The 17,344-nt window shown below is 53.7% G+C and carries 16 protein-coding genes; 6 read left to right on the top strand and 10 right to left on the bottom strand.

Features of this window, described 5'->3' with window-relative positions:
• The first annotated feature begins 141 nt into the window (after positions 1 to 141).
• The 5 genes from ACJJIJ_RS16040 to ilvD all read left to right on the top strand — a co-directional run bounded on the left by ACJJIJ_RS16040 (position 142) and on the right by ilvD (position 7,406).
• A complete protein-coding gene (locus ACJJIJ_RS16040) occupies positions 142 to 1,842 on the top strand; it encodes a thiamine pyrophosphate-binding protein (protein WP_444937890.1) in 1,701 nt (566 codons plus the stop codon).
• A 177-nt stretch (positions 1,843 to 2,019) separates the two neighbouring features.
• The gene (locus tag ACJJIJ_RS16045) at positions 2,020 to 2,898 is read left to right on the top strand and encodes a carboxylate/amino acid/amine transporter (RefSeq protein ID WP_444937891.1); all 879 of its coding nucleotides are present in this window, start codon (positions 2,020 to 2,022) and stop codon (positions 2,896 to 2,898) included.
• Positions 2,876 to 4,039, top strand: a complete 1,164-nt coding sequence (argE, locus tag ACJJIJ_RS16050) for an acetylornithine deacetylase (protein WP_444937892.1) — start codon at positions 2,876 to 2,878, stop codon at positions 4,037 to 4,039. Before ACJJIJ_RS16045 ends, argE begins: the two co-directional genes overlap by 23 nt.
• A gap of 82 nt (positions 4,040 to 4,121) precedes the next feature.
• Positions 4,122 to 5,444 carry an amino-acid N-acetyltransferase gene (gene argA, locus ACJJIJ_RS16055; protein ID WP_444937893.1) on the top strand — a complete coding sequence of 441 codons (1,323 nt, stop codon included), beginning with the start codon at positions 4,122 to 4,124 and terminating at the stop codon, positions 5,442 to 5,444.
• Positions 5,445 to 5,570: 126 nt separating this feature from the next.
• On the top strand, positions 5,571 to 7,406 hold the full coding sequence (ilvD, locus tag ACJJIJ_RS16060) for a dihydroxy-acid dehydratase (protein WP_444937894.1): 1,836 nt from the start codon (positions 5,571 to 5,573) through the stop codon (positions 7,404 to 7,406).
• A gap of 44 nt (positions 7,407 to 7,450) precedes the next feature.
• Here ilvD and ACJJIJ_RS16065 read toward each other — a convergent pair whose 3' ends face one another.
• The 10 genes from ACJJIJ_RS16065 to lgt all read right to left on the bottom strand — a co-directional run bounded on the left by ACJJIJ_RS16065 (position 7,451) and on the right by lgt (position 16,023).
• The gene (locus ACJJIJ_RS16065; protein ID WP_444882980.1) at positions 7,451 to 8,101 is read right to left on the bottom strand and encodes a TonB family protein; all 651 of its coding nucleotides are present in this window, start codon (positions 8,099 to 8,101) and stop codon (positions 7,451 to 7,453) included.
• A gap of 224 nt (positions 8,102 to 8,325) precedes the next feature.
• Entirely contained in the window at positions 8,326 to 9,678 is a 1,353-nt protein-coding gene (locus ACJJIJ_RS16070; RefSeq protein WP_252083569.1) for a tetratricopeptide repeat protein, read from the bottom strand.
• Positions 9,679 to 9,690: 12 nt separating this feature from the next.
• Positions 9,691 to 10,308: an energy transducer TonB gene (locus ACJJIJ_RS16075; RefSeq protein ID WP_252083570.1), complete on the bottom strand. Its 618-nt coding sequence runs from the start codon at positions 10,306 to 10,308 to the stop codon at positions 9,691 to 9,693.
• A gap of 5 nt (positions 10,309 to 10,313) precedes the next feature.
• On the bottom strand, positions 10,314 to 10,715 hold the full coding sequence (locus tag ACJJIJ_RS16080) for an ExbD/TolR family protein (protein ID WP_444887391.1): 402 nt from the start codon (positions 10,713 to 10,715) through the stop codon (positions 10,314 to 10,316).
• A gap of 116 nt (positions 10,716 to 10,831) precedes the next feature.
• Positions 10,832 to 11,359, bottom strand: a complete 528-nt coding sequence (locus tag ACJJIJ_RS16085; RefSeq protein ID WP_152455321.1) for a MotA/TolQ/ExbB proton channel family protein — start codon at positions 11,357 to 11,359, stop codon at positions 10,832 to 10,834.
• Between the two features lie 14 nt (positions 11,360 to 11,373).
• Positions 11,374 to 12,744, bottom strand: a complete 1,371-nt coding sequence (locus ACJJIJ_RS16090; RefSeq protein ID WP_444882981.1) for a MotA/TolQ/ExbB proton channel family protein — start codon at positions 12,742 to 12,744, stop codon at positions 11,374 to 11,376.
• Complete coding sequence (locus ACJJIJ_RS16095; protein WP_252083573.1) at positions 12,741 to 13,523, bottom strand: DUF3450 domain-containing protein; 783 nt, start codon at positions 13,521 to 13,523, stop codon at positions 12,741 to 12,743. The genes ACJJIJ_RS16090 and ACJJIJ_RS16095 overlap by 4 nt, the downstream gene beginning before the upstream one ends.
• Before the next feature lie 287 nt (positions 13,524 to 13,810).
• Positions 13,811 to 14,320: a dihydrofolate reductase gene (locus ACJJIJ_RS16100; RefSeq protein ID WP_444937895.1), complete on the bottom strand. Its 510-nt coding sequence runs from the start codon at positions 14,318 to 14,320 to the stop codon at positions 13,811 to 13,813.
• 14 nt (positions 14,321 to 14,334) lie between these two features.
• Complete coding sequence (locus ACJJIJ_RS16105; RefSeq protein ID WP_444937896.1) at positions 14,335 to 15,168, bottom strand: thymidylate synthase; 834 nt, start codon at positions 15,166 to 15,168, stop codon at positions 14,335 to 14,337.
• A gap of 6 nt (positions 15,169 to 15,174) precedes the next feature.
• Positions 15,175 to 16,023, bottom strand: coding sequence for a prolipoprotein diacylglyceryl transferase (gene lgt, locus ACJJIJ_RS16110; RefSeq protein ID WP_444937897.1), 849 nt, complete (start codon positions 16,021 to 16,023; stop codon positions 15,175 to 15,177).
• A gap of 95 nt (positions 16,024 to 16,118) precedes the next feature.
• Between lgt and ACJJIJ_RS16115 the strand changes: the two genes are divergently transcribed.
• Complete coding sequence (locus tag ACJJIJ_RS16115) at positions 16,119 to 16,955, top strand: NRDE family protein (protein ID WP_252083577.1); 837 nt, start codon at positions 16,119 to 16,121, stop codon at positions 16,953 to 16,955.
• Positions 16,956 to 17,344: the final 389 nt, after the last annotated feature.

Consider the following 17,344-nt stretch of genomic DNA (forward strand, 5'->3'; position numbering starts at 1 on the left):
CAAGCGAACCGCTCTTTTCCTGCTGCCTAGCCAGAGCCCTCCTCATCACCCTCTCAAAAACTGAACTAAGCTGTCCCAGATCTACCCGAAACCGTCCCGCCCGCCGAGTAGCGATCACCGGCTAAGAATGAATATCGCCACATGACGACACGTGACACTACACATTGGACCGTTGGCACCTACCTGGCACAGCGCTTGAAGGATGTGGGTATCCGCCACTATTTTGCCCTGCCTGGCGATTACAATCTGGTGTTGCTCGACCAGCTACTGCTGGAGCCTGACCTGAAGATGATTAGTTGCTGCAATGAGCTGAATGCAGGTTATGCCGCTGACGGCTACGCTCGGGCAACCCAGGGACCCGCCGCAGCCGTGGTCACATTTTCTGTTGGCGGGCTCAGCATGATCAACGCAGTCGCAGGGGCCTATGCGGAGGATCTCCCTCTGATTGCCATTTCCGGGGGCCCGAATACCAATTCGGAAGCCGAGTGGGAGTACCTGCACCACACTCTGGGCGAAGTGAACTACAGCTATCAGCGCGAGATGTACTCTTACGTTACCGCCGAGACTGTAATTATCCACCACCCCAAATTGGCACCGGCCGCTATAGATCGCGCACTGGATACCGCCATGTTGCGGCGCAAACCAGTGTATATAGAGGTCGCCGCCAATGTCGCCAATGCCCCAACCTCGGCGCCAATTCCGCGCGGCTTTGCCCGGCGCCCTACCAGTGATCCCGACTCCCTCGCCGCCGCTGTGAAGCATATCGTCGATTTCTTAAATGGTGCCGAGCGCCCGGTTTTAATTGCTGGCAGCAGGGTGCGTGCAGCCAGTGCGCAAAAAGCCCTGTGCGATCTGGCCCATAGCTGTAAATATGGTCTCGCCTCTATGCCCGATGCCAAGGGTCTACTTCCCGAGACCCTTGAGAGCTTTATGGGTATCTATTGGGGCCCTGTGAGCACCCCTGGATGCAGTGAGATTGTGGATACGGCAGATGCTCTATTATTTGCCGGTCCCCTGTTTACCGATTACACAACAACCGGCCATCAGCTGTGCTTTCAGGGTGATAAAGCCATCCTAGTGCAACCTACTTCTGTTCAACTGGGGGACACCTGCTACAGCAATGTGCATATGAGGGATCTGCTAAATGCCCTTGTAGGACAACTAAGTGCAAACGATGGGGCCTTGAAGGCCTACCACAGGGTGAGCAGTCCTAAACATATCCCCAAACCCGGTAAACCCGACACACCGCTCACCAGTAGACAACTGTTCGCACGAATACAGAAGCTGCTCGATCGCAAAAGTACCTTGCTGGTGGAGACTGGGGACTCCTGGTTTAACGGTATGGAGCTTTCATTGCCCGAGGGAGCACAGTTTGAGATTCAGATGCAATATGGAAGCATCGGCTGGTCTGTGGGAGCCAGCCTCGGCTACGCCCTCGGAATGAGCAAAGGGCGCCTGATCTCCTGCATTGGAGACGGCTCCTTCCAGCTCACTGCCCAGGAAATATCCACCATGATTCGCTACGGGGTTAACCCGATTATTTTCCTGATCAACAATGGTGGTTATACCATTGAGGTGGAGATCCACGATGGCCCCTATAACACGATTAAGAATTGGGATTACGCCAAGCTGATCGAGACTTTTAGTGCAGGGGAAGGCAACGCCTGGGGGTGTAGGGTCACCACCCAGGGCGAGCTGGATCAGGCAATCACCGAAGCCAAGAAGCGTAGTGGCCTGTGCCTGATCGAAGTGCTGATCGACCGCAACGACTGCAATGTAAACCTACTGCGTTGGGGCAACCAAGTTGCCCGCAATAACAGCCGGGCGCATCGGAGTATATGACAGCCACTCCAAACGATGAGGGCAATGTTTTTGTCCCTCTTTTTCGATTGAGCAAGCTTCATTGAACACTACTCATCGCAGTAAGTGGCAACCACTTCCATTTATTCTTCGCCCGCGCAATACTCACCAGCCACTAGCTATTTGCCGCATATCATCCGTTCCCGAGAAAGCATTCCCATGCCTTTATTGATCCTTGTCACCCTGCTCTGGGCCTTTTCTTTCAGCCTGATCGGAGTTTACCTCGCCGGTCAGGTCGACAGTTATTTCTCGGCGATGACTCGGGTTTTATTGGCCGCTCTGGTATTTCTGCCCCTGTTACAGTGGCGACGCTCTAGTGCTCGCGACGCCATTGTTCTAATGGCCATTGGTGCCGTACAGCTGGGGGCCATGTACCTTTTTTACTATCAGTCATTCCTGCTGCTGAGTGTGCCTGAGGTACTGCTGTTTACCATATTTACCCCTCTATACATTGCACTGCTTTATGATCTGATTGAGCGACGCCTATCAGTGTGGAATTTGGCCATCGCACTGCTGGCAGTCTGCGGGGCGGCCATTATCCGCTGGGACTCCCCCAGTGGCGATTACTGGTTAGGCTTTGCCGTGGTTCAGGGGGCCAACCTGTGTTTTGCCGTCGGCCAGGTTGCTTACAAGCAATTTATGCAGCGGGATCAATCTCTCCCGCCCAGGCAGACATTTGGCTGGTTTTTTCTAGGTGCGGCAGTCATTACGGTATGCGCATGGGCTTTTTTGGGCGAGCCCAGGTATCCACAAACCCTAACCCAATGGGGAGTATTGTTGTGGCTCGGCCTTGTGGCCTCCGGCCTCGGTTATTTCCTCTGGAATAAGGGCGCCACCCTAGTCTCCGCGGCGACTCTCGCAGCTATGAACAATGCCCTGGTACCCGCCGGCCTACTGGTAAACCTGTTAATCTGGAACCGCGATGCGGATATTCCCAGACTCGCTCTGGGTGGATGCGCAATCGCACTGGCGGTTATCCTCAACGAGCGACGCAACAAAATAGGGGACAATTCCCATGGCGCCTATCGCAGTACCTGAGTTAAAGACCCAGCTTCGACAATTAATCGCTTGCCCCAGTGTCAGTGCCACCGACCCAGCGCTGGACATGGGCAACCGCTCGGTGGTGGAAAAACTCGCAGACTGGCTCGATACCCTAGGGTTCACAGTGGAATTGATGCCCCTGCCAGACAGCACGAATAAAGCCAACTTGATTGCCACCCTTGGCGCACATGAGGGTGCTGAAGGCGGCCTGATCCTTTCCGGACACACCGACACGGTTCCCTTCGACGATGGGCGCTGGCATTCAGACCCGTTCAGCCTGCAGGAGCGCGACAATCGCCTCTATGGCTTGGGCACCAGTGATATGAAAAGCTTTTTCCCACTGGCCATCGAAGCCGCCCGTAGCTTTATCGATAAACCTCTGCGCCGGCCCCTGACCATTCTCGCTACCGCCGATGAAGAGACCTCAATGACCGGCGCCAGAGAGCTGGTCAAAGCCGGGCGACCGCAAGGACGCTACGCGGTAATTGGCGAGCCGACTGGCTTGCGCCCGGTTCGCATGCACAAAGGTGTGATGATGGAGGCCGTGCGTATCACAGGACAATCGGGGCACTCCTCCAATCCAAGCCTCGGTGCCAACGCCCTGGAGGCTATGCACTTGGTTATTGGGGAGTTATTACGTCTGCGCGGGGAGTGGCAGGAAAAGTACAATAACCCCGGATTTGTCGTCCCCGTACCTACCCTCAACCTTGGCTGTATCCACGGTGGTGACAACCCCAACCGAATTTGCGGCCATGCGGAATTACAGTTTGACGTACGCCCACTACCCGGTATGTCACTGCTGGAATTGCGCCGTGAGTTAAATACAAGGCTGCAGGCATGTATCGACAACAGTAGAATTCATCTCGATATGGTTTCTCTGTTTCCCGGTACCGAACCCTTCGAACAAGATCCTAATTCTGAGTTGGTCAAGGTTGCGGAAAAGCTCACCGGTTACAGCGCCCAGAGTGTCGCCTTCGGCACTGAAGCCCCCTACTTGAAGAGCATGAATATTGACACCATCGTGCTTGGCGCCGGTGATATAGATCAGGCTCACCAACCGGATGAATACCTGGAGCTCGATCGTATAGAGCCGATGGTAAAAATATTGCGCAACCTGATCGGACGCTTCTGCCTCTAAACCATTCAGGCCAGCCTGGCTTCAGTTAAATTTTTATCCACTCCTTACACAAGCAAATACATCGACAGACGGAAAGGTATTAGTGACCGACGAGAACGCCTCCCTCAACTGGTTCCGCCATGCGGCGCCCTATATCAATGACCTGCGCGGTCGCACTCTGGTAGTCGGCATTCCCGGCGACGGGCTCGAACACAGCAACTTTCGCAACCTGGTCCACGATCTGGCGCTGCTGGCCAGCCTTGGAGTCCGCCTGGTAGTGGTGCATGGCTGCCGAGCACAAGTCAACCGCGCCCTGCAAGAGCGCGGCATTGAGGGCCGTTTTCACGGCAACAAGCGTGTTACCGACCGAGAAAGCTTGGAAGTGATAAAAGCCGCAGTGGGCAGATTGCGCTTCGATATCGAAGCGGCCTTTTCCCAGGGGCTCCCCGACTCCCCCATGGCGCGCTCAGCGCTGAAGGTAATCTCTGGAAATCTGGTTACTGCACGCCCATGCGGCGTTCTGGATGGTGTCGACCTGGGCTGGACCGGCACAGTGAGGCGCATGGAAGTCAACACTATTGAACAGGCACTAAACCAGGGCGCACTGGTGCTACTATCCCCCCTAGGGACCTCTTTGACCGGCGAACTGTTCAATATTAATTACCTGGACCTAGCCGCAGAGGCCGCTAGAGTCCTGCGAGCCGAGAAACTGGTGCTGTTCCGCGAGCCGGCGCAATTAATGCTTGATGGTAATCCGATCAACGATCTCAGTATTGTGCAGGCCGAGCAAGCCGCCACCCGAATACAGAGCAAAACCCTGCAGTGTGCCATTCAGGCCTGCAATTCAGGTATAGCCCGGGTCCACCTACTCAGTTACTGCCAGAATGGTTCACTGATCCAGGAGCTCTTTCGGCGTGAGGGCGCCGGTACCATGATCTACCGGGATAGTTATGAAGTGGTACGCCGGGCGCGAATCACCGATGTAGGGGGGATTCTCGGTCTGATTCGCCCACTGGAGAAGCAAGGCGTTTTGGTAAGACGCTCACGGGAAAAGCTCGAAGCCGAGATAGATCATTTCACCCTGGTGGAGGTCGATGGTACACCCGTAGCCTGTGCCGCACTCTACCCTATTGGAGATGACAGCGACGATACTTCTGCCGCAGAGATTGCCTGCGTGGCAAGCCACCCAGATTTTCGTGGCGGTGGGCGCGGCGCCAAGCTGATGCGCCACCTCGAACGCCAAGCCCGAGCGGTCAATATCCGCGAGCTCTATGTGCTCACCACCCAAACCGAACACTGGTTTATCGAACAGGGGTTTGATCAGGTCGGGGTGAGTGATCTGCCAGCCTCACGTAAATCCCTGTACAACATCCAGCGCAATTCACGCATTCTGCGCAAACAGCTCGGCCAGGACGGTACGTCTTAACTCTCTCCTATCGCAATACCTATCCTAGTAAGTAGCGCAGTGGATCCGCACTGCGCGAAAACATCCCAGATATAGGCTTTTTTTGCTAAGCTGACGCTCTAATTTACACAGCCGGATGCTTGTACCATGCCCAGATATCGTTCCCGTACCTCCACCGCCGGACGCAATATGGCCGGCGCCCGTGCCCTGTGGCGTGCCACAGGTATGACCGATGCGGATTTCCACAAGCCGATTATCGCCATCGCCAATTCATTCACTCAGTTTGTACCCGGGCACGTACACCTCAAAGATATGGGGCAGCTGGTGGCAAGGGAGATCGAGCGAGTCGGCGGTGTCGCCAAGGAATTCAATACCATCGCCGTAGACGATGGTATCGCCATGGGCCACGATGGCATGCTCTACAGCCTGCCCAGCCGTGAGATTATCGCCGACTCGGTGGAATACATGGTCAACGCCCACTGCGCTGATGCCCTGGTATGTATATCCAACTGTGACAAGATCACTCCGGGCATGCTGATGGCTGCCCTGCGCCTGAATATCCCGGTTATTTTTGTATCCGGCGGACCAATGGAGGCTGGCAAGACCAAACTGGCCGACCACAAGCTCGATCTGGTGGATGCCATGGTGATCGCCGCCACAGATACCGCCTCTGACGAAGAGGTTGCGGAGTACGAGCGCTCTGCCTGCCCCACCTGCGGTTCCTGCTCCGGCATGTTCACCGCCAACTCCATGAACTGTCTGACTGAGGCGTTGGGCCTCTCACTGCCAGGCAACGGCACCCTGTTGGCCACCCATGCGGACCGCAAAGAATTGTTCCTGCGCGCCGGACGAGAAATCGTCTCGCTGACCAAGCGTTACTACGAAGAAAATGACGAGAGCGCCCTGCCTCGCAATATCGCCAACCGCGCAGCCTTTATGAATGCCATGGCTCTCGATATCGCCATGGGCGGCTCGACCAACACGATATTGCATCTACTCGCCGCAGCCGAGGAGGGCGATATCGACTTCAACTTACAGGATATCGATCGACTCTCACGCGAGGTGCCGCAACTGTGCAAAGTCGCACCTAACACAGAGAAGTACCATGTGGAGGACGTCCACCGAGCCGGTGGGGTAATGGCGATTCTCGGCGAATTGGAATCTGCTGGGTTAATTGATGCCTCCCTGCCCACCGCCTACGGTGGCTCATTAGCGGATGCACTAAGGCAATGGGATATTTCTCGCACCGATCAGCAATCGGTGCATGACTTCTACCGGGCTGGTCCCGCAGGTATTCCCACACAGACCGCATTTAGCCAGGCCTGTCGCTGGCCAACTCTGGATGCCGATCGTCAGCAAGGGTGCATTCGCTCAGCTGAGCACGCTTATTCTGCTGAGGGCGGGCTGGCAGTTTTATTCGGCAACCTGGCCCCTAATGGCTGTGTAGTAAAAACCTCTGGTGTGGACGAGACACTGTGGCAATTTGAGGGCCCGGCCCATGTTGTCGAGAGCCAGGAAGAGGCGGTTGCCCATATTCTCGAAGGTAAAGTACAGAAAGGCCAGGCGGTAATTGTTCGCTATGAGGGCCCTAAAGGCGGGCCCGGTATGCAGGAAATGCTGTACCCCACCAGCTACCTAAAATCCAAGGGCCTTGGGGAACACTGTGCCCTGATTACCGATGGACGTTTTTCCGGGGGCACCTCTGGCCTCTCTATCGGCCACGTTTCTCCAGAGGCTGCATCTGGAGGGAATATCGCCCTGGTACAGGATGGCGATCCAATCCGAATCGATATACCAGCGCGCAAAATTGAGATTGCCCTCAGTGAAGAGGAACTTGAGAATCGCCGCCAGGAAATGGAGAGTCTAGGCCAGCAGGGCTGGAAACCCCAAAAAGAGCGCCCCCGCAAAGTCAGCAAGGCCCTAAAAGCCTATGCATTACTCGCCACCAGCGCTGATCGCGGTGCGGTAAGGGAAATTGATTAAGCAGATATACAGAAAATAGAAAACGGCCCAAACGGGCCGTTTTTTTATTGTGCAAGTTTATAGGTGATCCGATTGCGAACACCATACCGCTCGACGGGGTGGCCATCTTCCACTTGTGGCTGATATTTAAACCGCTCTGCCGCAGCCTGTGCCGAACGATTAAATACATTGGTTGGATTGCCGGCGCTGTCATAGCCAGCAACAACACGCACATCGCGCACCGCACCGGTTTTGCTTATCGTAAACTCCACAACTACATAACCTTCTATACCTCTGCGTATAGCCGTGCTCGGATAACGCGGTGTAGCCTTATAAACAGGCACAGGCTCTCTCGATACGATAGCTGGATTATTACCAGTTTCAGTAACCGGAGGAGTAATCGTTGGGATGGTATTTATAGTCTCCACTTTTCTAATCGTCTCAGTACGCTCAAGCGGTGGCGGAATATCCTGAGGGCTTGGCGGAGCCTGATACTCTTGCTGGGTAACCACTTTCTTGTCGGTCATATCTATAGGTTGAATCGTCGGTAACGGCTTAGCCACCGGCTCCACAAAATTTGTGGAGATCAACTGGCTCATTGCAAAAATCAAACCGAGAGTAATCAAGGCTGCGTAGGCCAAGCCTTTAACATAACCGGCAAGCAGGTGGGTAGGGAAAAAATCGGGGCTGGAAAATGGCGTGCAAGCTCTATCCATAACACCTCTCCTATTGTTATTAGGGTGCGTAAAAGGCATCTAAGTGCCGAAATGGAAAAAGCTGATCAGCTGACTTTAATCATTAGCCAATTCACGAAAAAATGCAAATAGTTCGTAAATACAGGTTATAGCAACATTTAATATTATTGAAAGAGGAAACAGAGGCATAAAAAAAGCCGCACATCTCTGTACGGCTTTTCTGGGATTGAAAAGTAACTAAGCGATTAAATTGCCAATTGCTTTTCCCTCTCCTGCTCACCCTTGACAAATTCCATCCACTGCTTGGCAAACTTCTCAGAGCGCTCATCTTTCGAGGCTTCTCTAAGACTTTTTATTGCCGCGTCATAGCGCTTCAGGTTGGCATTAGCCATGCCTAACACAATATGTAGAGTGTCGACACGCTTGATCTTGCCCTTTGCCAGAGCTTTTTTGCCCATGGAAACGGCCTTCTCATTCTGGTCCAGGTCCAGGTAGATCCCGGCCAGGCGCGAGTAGATTTCACCCTTATCAGACAATTGAGCTGCAGCTTCCAGCTGGGGAATCGCTTTTTGCAGCTCCTGAGCCATCTGATACGCCTGAGCAAGCGTTTCCAGGTTCTTGGCTGTACGAGGGATCTTCTTCTCTTGGATACCTTTGGCAATCACCTTGGCACCTTTATAAGGCATTTCGTGCCCCATAAAGAGATAACCCATATTCAACAGGTCCCGATCCTTCTCCAGCGCACCTGCCAAATAAGCGGCTTCCATCATATGCAGCTGATCTTTATCGCGCTTCAGCTCGCCATACATAGCCGCCAGTGTTTTGTAGTACACAGGCTTGGGATAGTGCTGTACCAGCTTCTCAAGAACACCAGCTACTTTTTTGTAGTCGTTGCGCTCGAAGTACACGTACTGCTGAAGACCGTACCAACCTTCCTTGGGCACCTTGCCTTCTTTCTCATACATGGATACCGCAATATTGATATCCGCCAGTGCTTTGCTCTGATTACCAACCTGGTTATAGGCCTGGGCACGCAATGCATAAGAGTCGGCAGTTATACGATCAGAGACCTTAAACCATTTATTCAGGTAATTAATCGCCTGCTTGTAATCCTCGGTAACAAAGTAGAGCTGCGCGAGGGTAAACAAGGTTCCCACTTCAAGTGCAACCGGCAAGTTTTTTTCGCCCTGGTTTAGCACTTTCTTAAAGTAGGGGATGGCCTCTTTGTAGCGCTCGGTACTGTAGTAAACCACACCGAAGAAATTGTACATCTGAGCTATCTCATAGCCGTTGTACCGTTTCTTACTCGCATCCATCTCTTGAAGTGCAACTAAAGCGCCCGCCCAATCTTCTGCATCAGCAGCTTCCTGGGCTTTCTCCAACTTTTTATACGCGGCTTCGCGCATAGCCGGTACTTTGCGGCTCTTCTGGTTGCTGGGCTTTTTTTGCTCCTGGGCCTGGGCAGAGGCGAAAGGTGCGGAAACACCCGCTGCTTCGAGCACGGTAACACTGAGTGCTGGTGCCAAGACCAGGGGCAATGCTACTGAGGTGCGCAGCGCGAGCTTGGACAAACTTTTGCTAATGCTTGTCAACTTCATAGTGCTTCCTCCTTAGTCCTTAGCCATATTAAAGCTGATCTTAGTCCGCACATTCGGGACTTCGGTCGGCTTGCCATCAACTACCCGCGGCTTGTATTTATACTTCAGCGCGGACTTGAGTGCGGCCCTGTTAAAAACAGAGGTGGGCTTGCCATCCAGGGTAAAGGCTTCGATCACAATAGGATCGCGCACAGAACCATTGGTGGTCACCGTATACTCTACGATTACATAGCCTTCCATACCCCGCTGAAGTGCACGGCGTGGATACTGGGGCTGAACCTTAACGATGGGCAGGTAGTCACCCTCACCAAAGCTAAAACCAGACAGCTTGACACCGCCAGACGCCTTGGGCGCAGAGATACTGATACCGCCATCGATGTCCGGCTCCTCAAACTCCGGCTCAGGCATTTCCGGCGGCGGAGTTTCAGGATCCTCCGGTTTCACCGGCTTGGTCGTGTCGTATTGTGTTTCGATCTTCTGCTCAGGCATCACCACATCGGCAACTTTGAACTGCTCCTTTTCCTCTGGAGCGCCCATATTTGCCTGAATCAGCTGATGCATGGTGAAGATGAGGCCAAAGGTTGTGGCTACTGCCAGCGTACCTGCCCCAAGAAGTCTTACCGGATTCATAGCTGTTAACTCTTTTCTGTCGCGACCGAAACTTTCTTGATACCAATCTTCCTGGCTGCTTCCGCAATCAGGGCGATCTTTTCAATACTCGCTTCCTTATCGGGCTGAATCACCAACCACCCCTTCGGGTTTTCCGAGTAGAGGCGCTCCAGGACAATTCTTACCTGGCGCTCATCAACTTTCTCTTTGGCAATCCAGATCTCATCACTATTGTTGATCGCTACCAGAATAGAGGTGGCTTTGAGTTCTGCGGTTGTCGCTTCCGGCTTAACAACATCAGCACCCGGTTCCTTAATAAAGGTCGCAGTGACGATAAAGAAGATCAGCATGATGAACACCACGTCCAGCATGGGCGTGAGGTCAATAGCGCCGGCTTCTTCTTCTGCCGTATTTTGTCTTTTGCTCATAGCAACTCTCTTAGCGAACTTTCTCGTCAGGGGCCCTCAGGGAGCGCCCCTGGCGAAAATTTCTGGCTTGGCTAAACCTTCACAGCAAATAAGCTGGCCTATTCGCTGATGTGTGCTTAGTGATCCATGGTCAGATGATCTTCCAACAACTGGGTCTCACGCTCGGCCTTACGGGCGAGGTAGGTGTTGGCGAATACTCCGGAGAGGGCCGCAACCATACCCGCCATCGTCGGGATAGTTGCCATGGATACACCACTGGCCATCTGCTTAGCGTCACCGCCACCGGTAATTGCGAGAACATCGAACACGTTGATCATGCCCCAAACCGTGCCCAGCAGCCCGAACAGGGGCGCTAGGGCAACACAGGCCTGGATCATGTCCATATTGTCCTGAATCTTCTCGGAAACCCGGGAGATCATCGCGTAGCGGATCTGGTGGGAGGCCCAGGATTTGCGCTCACTGCGCTCTTCCCACTGGTCTACCGCACCCTGAACGTCACTCTTTAACGCTTTGTTAAAGTAGAAAACACGTTCAAAAATCAGCGTCCACATAAAGAAGGTCAGGCCGGCGATCAGGAACAGTACTGGCCCGCCCGACGCCATAAAGGCGTTGACGGCGGCCCATGCGTCGATTAATGCGTGCATGTTGCCGCCTCCTCTTATTTACGCTCGGCGTTTTCCGCCACGATACCAGCGCTCTGCTCTTCAAGAATATGCAGGACGCGCTTGGCACGAGCATTAACAATGGTGTGCATCAGTACAGTGGGGATAGCCACACACAGACCAAGAACGGTGGTGATCAAGGCAGAGGAAATACCACCAGCCATTGCGCGGGGGTCACCAGCACCAAAGATGGTAATTGCCTGGAAGGTTACGATCATACCGGTAACGGTACCCAACAGACCCAGCAGCGGAGCTACCATGGCAATAATCTTCAGCAGGTTGAGGCCGGACTCGATGGCCGGGCGCTCTTTCAGGACCGCCTCTTCCATCTTCAGCTCGAGAGTTTCACCGTCGACACCTTTGTTCTCTTCCGCAACAGCCAATACACGACCCAGCGGGTTATTGGTGTTCGGGGTAGAAGAGCGCAGCTGAGCACTTACCTTGGCACTCACGCCAGTCAGTACGATCAGGCGGAAGATAGCCAACAGCATGGCGAATACACCAACGGCAGTGATGATATAGCCAACGATGTCACCCTGGTGCCAACGCTCAACAATATCGGGGCTGTTGATCATGGCTTTCAGGTAGGAGCCGCCGGTAGGACCAGTCGGGTCGATACCAAAAGCACTGAAGCCTGCGGTAGAGGCCTGTAAACCTTCCGCCATCTTCTGGAAGCTGGCATCTGGCTGGCGAATCAGCTCGGCCAGCTGGTAGGCGTCGTTCATTTCCAGGTATTTGCCGCTGGAAACCAGGTTGAAGTTACCAACACGGACAACTTCCTGCTGAACCTGCTCACCGTTGGGCTTGATCACGGTAGCGTTGAACTTAACTACTTTGCCGGATTCCACGGTTTCGCGCTGAACCTCAAACCACAGGCGCTCGATTTCCTCGATTGTCGGCAGCTTGGTAGCGCTGTTCATCTTGGCCAGCAGACCGTCGATAAATTCGGTACGGTTGGGGTACTGGGCGGAAACCAGGGAGGAACCGATATTCGCACGCAGATCTGCCGCAGTAGAAGACATATGGCCGAACAGCTCTTTCAGGGAGCCCAGGCGCTCGTCCAATTGCTGGCGTTTCTGATCTACAGCAACTTCCTGCTCCTGGTATTTCTTTTCCAGTTCAGCAGAGCGCTTTTCTTCTGCAGTGCGAGTGTCTTTAGCCTTTTTCAGCAAAGATTGCTGATTGGCCTTTTGGCGACGGAACTCAGCTTCACGCTGCTTGTGCTCTTTGGATTCAGCAACCTTGGATTGTTGAACCATTTTCAGCAGGTCATCGAGAGAAGCTGCTTTTTCCTGGGCGACAGCAGAGAAGCTGATCAGGCCAGCCGCTGCTGCAACTAGTACGCGTTTGGCGATAGAGGATTTCATTGCGCTGCCTCCGGAGCCGCGATCGGCATAGTCATGATATCGATAGTGGCCTGCTTCTTGGCGATTTTCAGACCGTTCATGAGAGCGCGGCGGTATTCGCCAGCATCGATCTCAACCCAGGCTTTCTGGCCTTTGTCATAGGCGAGGGAGATCGAGGAGTCGGTGGTCTGAGCCAGCAGGGCGATACGGCCGATCTGCAGCACGTTCACCTGGCGCTCTTGGCCATTTACGTTCAGGGTATCGCCGTAAGTGTCGATCTTACGCGCGTACTCCGCTTCGAAATTGTACAGCTCCAGTACCTGGCGGAATTTCTCCGCAACAGTAATATCGGAACGATCCATATTGTTCTTAACGCCTTCGAGGTTGGCCATACGCTCGTCCAGCTTGAACGGTGCGTCCAGTTCGATGAACTGCTCCAGGCCGTCCAGCATACGCAAAATCAGCGGCTGGATCTGACGTTCGATTACAGTAACGTTGGCAATGGACTCGTCCAGCTCATTGATCACTTCGAGCTGGTTGGCCAGCTGCTTTTCCAGCTGACGGTTGTACACTCGCAGACCATCGATTTCTTTATTGACCACCTTGAAGTCCTGCAGCAGGCTGCTGGTTTCTTCGGCAATCTTGTCGATGCGTTTTTGCGATGCCTGGGCCGCAGTGGTTTTCTGCTGGCCGACGGCGAGTACGTTATCGAGAGTATCCGCAGTGGCTACGCTGCCGTAGAGCGCGCCGGCAGACAGCGCAGTGGTCAGCGCCACAGCCATGAATCGCTTGGTTTTCATTAGACCCCCCAGTGGGTTCAATATTTCACAACATGGTCGCGATGAGATAGCTGCCACAACGCGGTGTCCTTTTGTTTTAAAAACATTGGTTAGAAGACAGCTAAGAGCCGCACATTGTAAACAGCCGATTTGATTATTCAAATGCCGATTGCCAGCATCGGCCCGCGTGGGTAGCAAAGTAACAACCGGGTAACAAGACCGGGTCGCTTGCACACATTGACGGCGCTATTCCCTGTGTTGGCTGTCGCAGAATTTAACAGATTGATCAACTTTTAATCAAATTGTTTTTATTTAAATCTGTCGTACTGAACTAATGCGTAGTTATACTCATTCTTGTCGCAAGCAGGGTAACACTCTCGTGCAACTTCGACCCATGAGTCATTAACTTCAGGAAAAAATGCATCTCCCGCCACTTCAGCATCCACTTCGGTGATGTAGAGGCGAGCGGCATAGGGCATACTGAGGCGATAAATCTGTGCCCCGCCGATCACCATCAGCTCGCCAGCTCCTGCTTCCTGTGCGTGCTTATCGGCAAGTTCCAGTGCAGCTTCCAAGTTGCCTGCCACCTCAACACCATTGGCCTGCCAATCAAGATTGCGGGTAATTACGATATTGACACGCCCAGGTAGCGGGCGGCCAATCGACTCAAAGGTCTTACGTCCCATCACCACAGGCTTGCCCATAGTGGTGCGCTTGAAGAACTGCAGGTCGCCAGAAAGACGCCAGGGCAACTCATTATCTCTGCCAATGGCACGGTTACGGGCCACAGCCGCGATCAAGGCAATCGGAGTATCCACAGTATATCTCCTATTCAAACCGCAACTGGAGCCGGAATATGTGGATACGCCAGGTAATCCTGCAGATCGAAATCCTCGAAACGGAAGGCGAACAGATCTTTGACATCCGGATTGAGGTGCATTGTCGGTAGGGGATGTGGTTCCCGTTGCAGCTGCAGGTCAACCTGCTCCAGATGATTGGAGTAGAGGTGGGCATCGCCAAAGGTATGAATAAACTCCCCTGGCTCAAGGTTACACACTTGAGCCAGCATCAACGTTAGCAAGCTGTAGGAGGCAATATTGAAAGGCACACCAAGGAAGATATCCGCACTGCGCTGGTACAACTGGCAGGACAACTTGCCATCCGCCACATAAAACTGGAACAAGGCGTGGCAAGGGGCGAGCGCCATGCGCCCTTCACGGGCATTTTCCGCCGGGGAGACGCCCTCATCGGGCAGGTCCGCCGGATTCCAGGCACTGATTATCAGACGGCGAGAATCTGGACGGGTTTTCAACTGCTGCACCAGCTCTTCCACCTGGTCAATTTTACGACCATCAGGCGTGGGCCAAGAGCGCCACTGGTGGCCGTAAACTGGCCCCAAATCCCCATCTTCGGTAGCCCATTCATCCCAGATTCGCACCTTGTTTTCCTGCAGATAGCGAATGTTGGTGTCTCCCTGCAAAAACCACAGCAGTTCGTGAATGATGGAGCGCAAATGACACTTCTTTGTAGTGATTAAAGGGAAACCCTCCGCCAAGTTAAAGCGCATCTGGTAGCCAAATACGCTCAGGGTGCCGGTGCCGGTACGATCCCCTTTTACTGTGCCGTTTTCGCGCACATGGCGCATTAGATCGAGGTACTGCTTCATTTCTAACTAGGCTCCGCCATTTACTTGAGAACGGTTTTCTTTGTTTCCACCCTTGCCGCGCCCTTCGGGCAGCGGTTGGGTACGATAGCTCCAAACCAATAGAGCGATACCGGCAATAATCATCGGCAGGCTCAAAAGCTGGCCGCGAGTCATCCAGCCGAACAAGTCGAAGCCGATATGACCGTCTGGCTCCCTGACAAATTCCACCAGGAAACGGAAAATACCGTAGAGCAACACAAACATGCCGCCAACGGCGAGGCGCGGGCGCGGCTTGCTGGAGAACCACCAGAGCACTGCGAAGAGCACTAGCCCTTCCAGGAAGGCCTGATATAACTGCGACGGATGCCTGGCCAACAGTTCCGGGTCCTTGGGAAAGACCATTCCCCAGGGGCCTTCTGTTGGGCGGCCCCAGAGCTCCTGACCGATAAAGTTACCCAGACGCCCCAGTCCCAGGCCGATAGGTACCAGTGGGGCGACAAAATCAATCAGTGCGGGAAAAGTTGAACCAATTTTTCGGGCATAAATGACGGTGGCCAACATCACGCCAACCAGGCCACCATGGAAACTCATGCCCCCTTCCCAGACTTTGAACAGAGAGAGCGGATTCTCCATCAACTGCGGCAGATTGTAGAAGAACATGTAGCCGAGGCGCCCACCGACCACCACACCGATAGCGCAGTAGAGAATCAAGTCCTCCACTTCCGATTTAATAACTGGAGACCAGGCCCGAGTGCTACGCCGCAGTGCCAACCACCAGGCAGCAACGAAACCGAACAGGTACATCAGCCCGTACCAATGTACATTTAAAGGGCCTATAGCAATGGCCACCGGATTGATTTCTGGATAAGTCAGCATGGGGGAATCGAGATTGTTGGCGAAGAGCGTATTATGGTCGCAAAGCGCCCCCCAGCGAAAGAGGCGCGCTAAAAGCCCACCTTCAGGAAAACACTATGTGTCTACTGTTGTTTGCCTACCGTTGCCATCCCGACTACCCGCTGCTACTTATCGCTAATAGAGATGAATTTTACGTCAGGAAGAGTGCCCCCGCCGAACCCTGGAAGAATGGGCCAGAGGGGAGACAAATAGTCGCTGGACGCGACCTGCAGGCTGGCGGAACCTGGGCAGGGATCTCTGCGCGGCGGGTGGCCGCAGTGACCAATATCCGCGAGCCCGGAAGGGCAGAGCCCGAAAATGCCCTATCTCGCGGGGAAATTCCTTGTAAATTCCTAACCGGCGATGATTCCCCCGAGCAGTTCGCAGGGGAACTCGAAGGACAGCACTATCGGGGCTTTAATGCGCTGCTATTCGCACTGGATAAAGCCCCCCCCCTCTACTGCGCGGGCAATAGGCATAAGCCCTTCGCTTTCTCTGCCGGAGTACACGGTATCTCCAATGGCGCACCCGATGCTCCCTGGCCCAAGGTGGAAAAGGGCAAGGCGGGGCTAGCACAAATTACACGGCAAATTGAAGGCCCCATTGGCCGGGAGAACTTTATTGAACCGGCCTTCAACCTTCTGCAGGACAGGGCCTCTGCTGCAGATGCGGAGCTGCCAGATACCGGCGTGGGTTTGTCAATGGAGCGCGCCCTGTCGCCAATATTTGTGCAGATATCCCAGAGAAAGAATCAACTGCCAAGCAGGCAAGATTTAAGCGACACTCAGCAAGGCTATGGCACTCGTGCCAGCACCCTCATAGCAGTTCACCGGGATGGCCAGACCCAGTTATGGGAACAGAGCTTTTCCCAGGGCAATCCGTATGGGCCCATTCGCCACTTTTCCATCCCCTGAATCCTTTATCCCAAGCCCCTGAAATCTGTAGGGTTTTTAGGGCTTAATGAAAAAATTGGCCGTATCTAATCGCCCAAGCCCCGAAGCCATAGCAGACAAATTTCTGTCAATAACAGAACCATATCGCGGTAAGGGCTAAGATTTGCGTGCCTTCATCACAGATTACCAAGCCTCATATCCTCAGAGGAAAGAAACGCCAAGCAAATTCCGCATTTATTGCCATACTTAGTTTCACAGGCTGAGATTGGTTGAGTTTCGCGCAAGCGTGACGCCAATTGTGGTCTTACATTAGAGGAAGTCGCGCGGGACGCATGACAAGTGCGAGTCAACGCTAGACACCTAACAGTCTCTGGATGGGCTCGCCACAGGTTCGGAAGGTATGAACGATC

This window comes from Microbulbifer mixtoriginis (SeqCode), from assembly GCF_052467945.1.

What these genes read in the sequence shown, in the direction of transcription:
- ACJJIJ_RS16040 (WP_444937890.1), top strand. Translation starts at nt 142, where the DNA reads ATGACGACACGTGACACTACACATTGGACCGTTGGCACCTACCTGGCA.
- ACJJIJ_RS16045 (WP_444937891.1), top strand. Translation starts at nt 2,020, where the DNA reads ATGCCTTTATTGATCCTTGTCACCCTGCTCTGGGCCTTTTCTTTCAGC.
- argE (WP_444937892.1), top strand. Translation starts at nt 2,876, where the DNA reads ATGGCGCCTATCGCAGTACCTGAGTTAAAGACCCAGCTTCGACAATTA.
- ilvD (WP_444937894.1), top strand. Translation starts at nt 5,571, where the DNA reads ATGCCCAGATATCGTTCCCGTACCTCCACCGCCGGACGCAATATGGCC.
- ACJJIJ_RS16065 (WP_444882980.1), bottom strand. Translation starts at nt 8,101, where the DNA reads ATGGATAGAGCTTGCACGCCATTTTCCAGCCCCGATTTTTTCCCTACC.
- ACJJIJ_RS16070 (WP_252083569.1), bottom strand. Translation starts at nt 9,678, where the DNA reads ATGAAGTTGACAAGCATTAGCAAAAGTTTGTCCAAGCTCGCGCTGCGC.
- ACJJIJ_RS16075 (WP_252083570.1), bottom strand. Translation starts at nt 10,308, where the DNA reads ATGAATCCGGTAAGACTTCTTGGGGCAGGTACGCTGGCAGTAGCCACA.
- ACJJIJ_RS16080 (WP_444887391.1), bottom strand. Translation starts at nt 10,715, where the DNA reads ATGAGCAAAAGACAAAATACGGCAGAAGAAGAAGCCGGCGCTATTGAC.
- ACJJIJ_RS16085 (WP_152455321.1), bottom strand. Translation starts at nt 11,359, where the DNA reads ATGCACGCATTAATCGACGCATGGGCCGCCGTCAACGCCTTTATGGCG.
- ACJJIJ_RS16090 (WP_444882981.1), bottom strand. Translation starts at nt 12,744, where the DNA reads ATGAAATCCTCTATCGCCAAACGCGTACTAGTTGCAGCAGCGGCTGGC.
- ACJJIJ_RS16095 (WP_252083573.1), bottom strand. Translation starts at nt 13,523, where the DNA reads ATGAAAACCAAGCGATTCATGGCTGTGGCGCTGACCACTGCGCTGTCT.
- ACJJIJ_RS16105 (WP_444937896.1), bottom strand. Translation starts at nt 15,168, where the DNA reads ATGAAGCAGTACCTCGATCTAATGCGCCATGTGCGCGAAAACGGCACA.
- lgt (WP_444937897.1), bottom strand. Translation starts at nt 16,023, where the DNA reads ATGCTGACTTATCCAGAAATCAATCCGGTGGCCATTGCTATAGGCCCT.
- ACJJIJ_RS16115 (WP_252083577.1), top strand. Translation starts at nt 16,119, where the DNA reads ATGTGTCTACTGTTGTTTGCCTACCGTTGCCATCCCGACTACCCGCTG.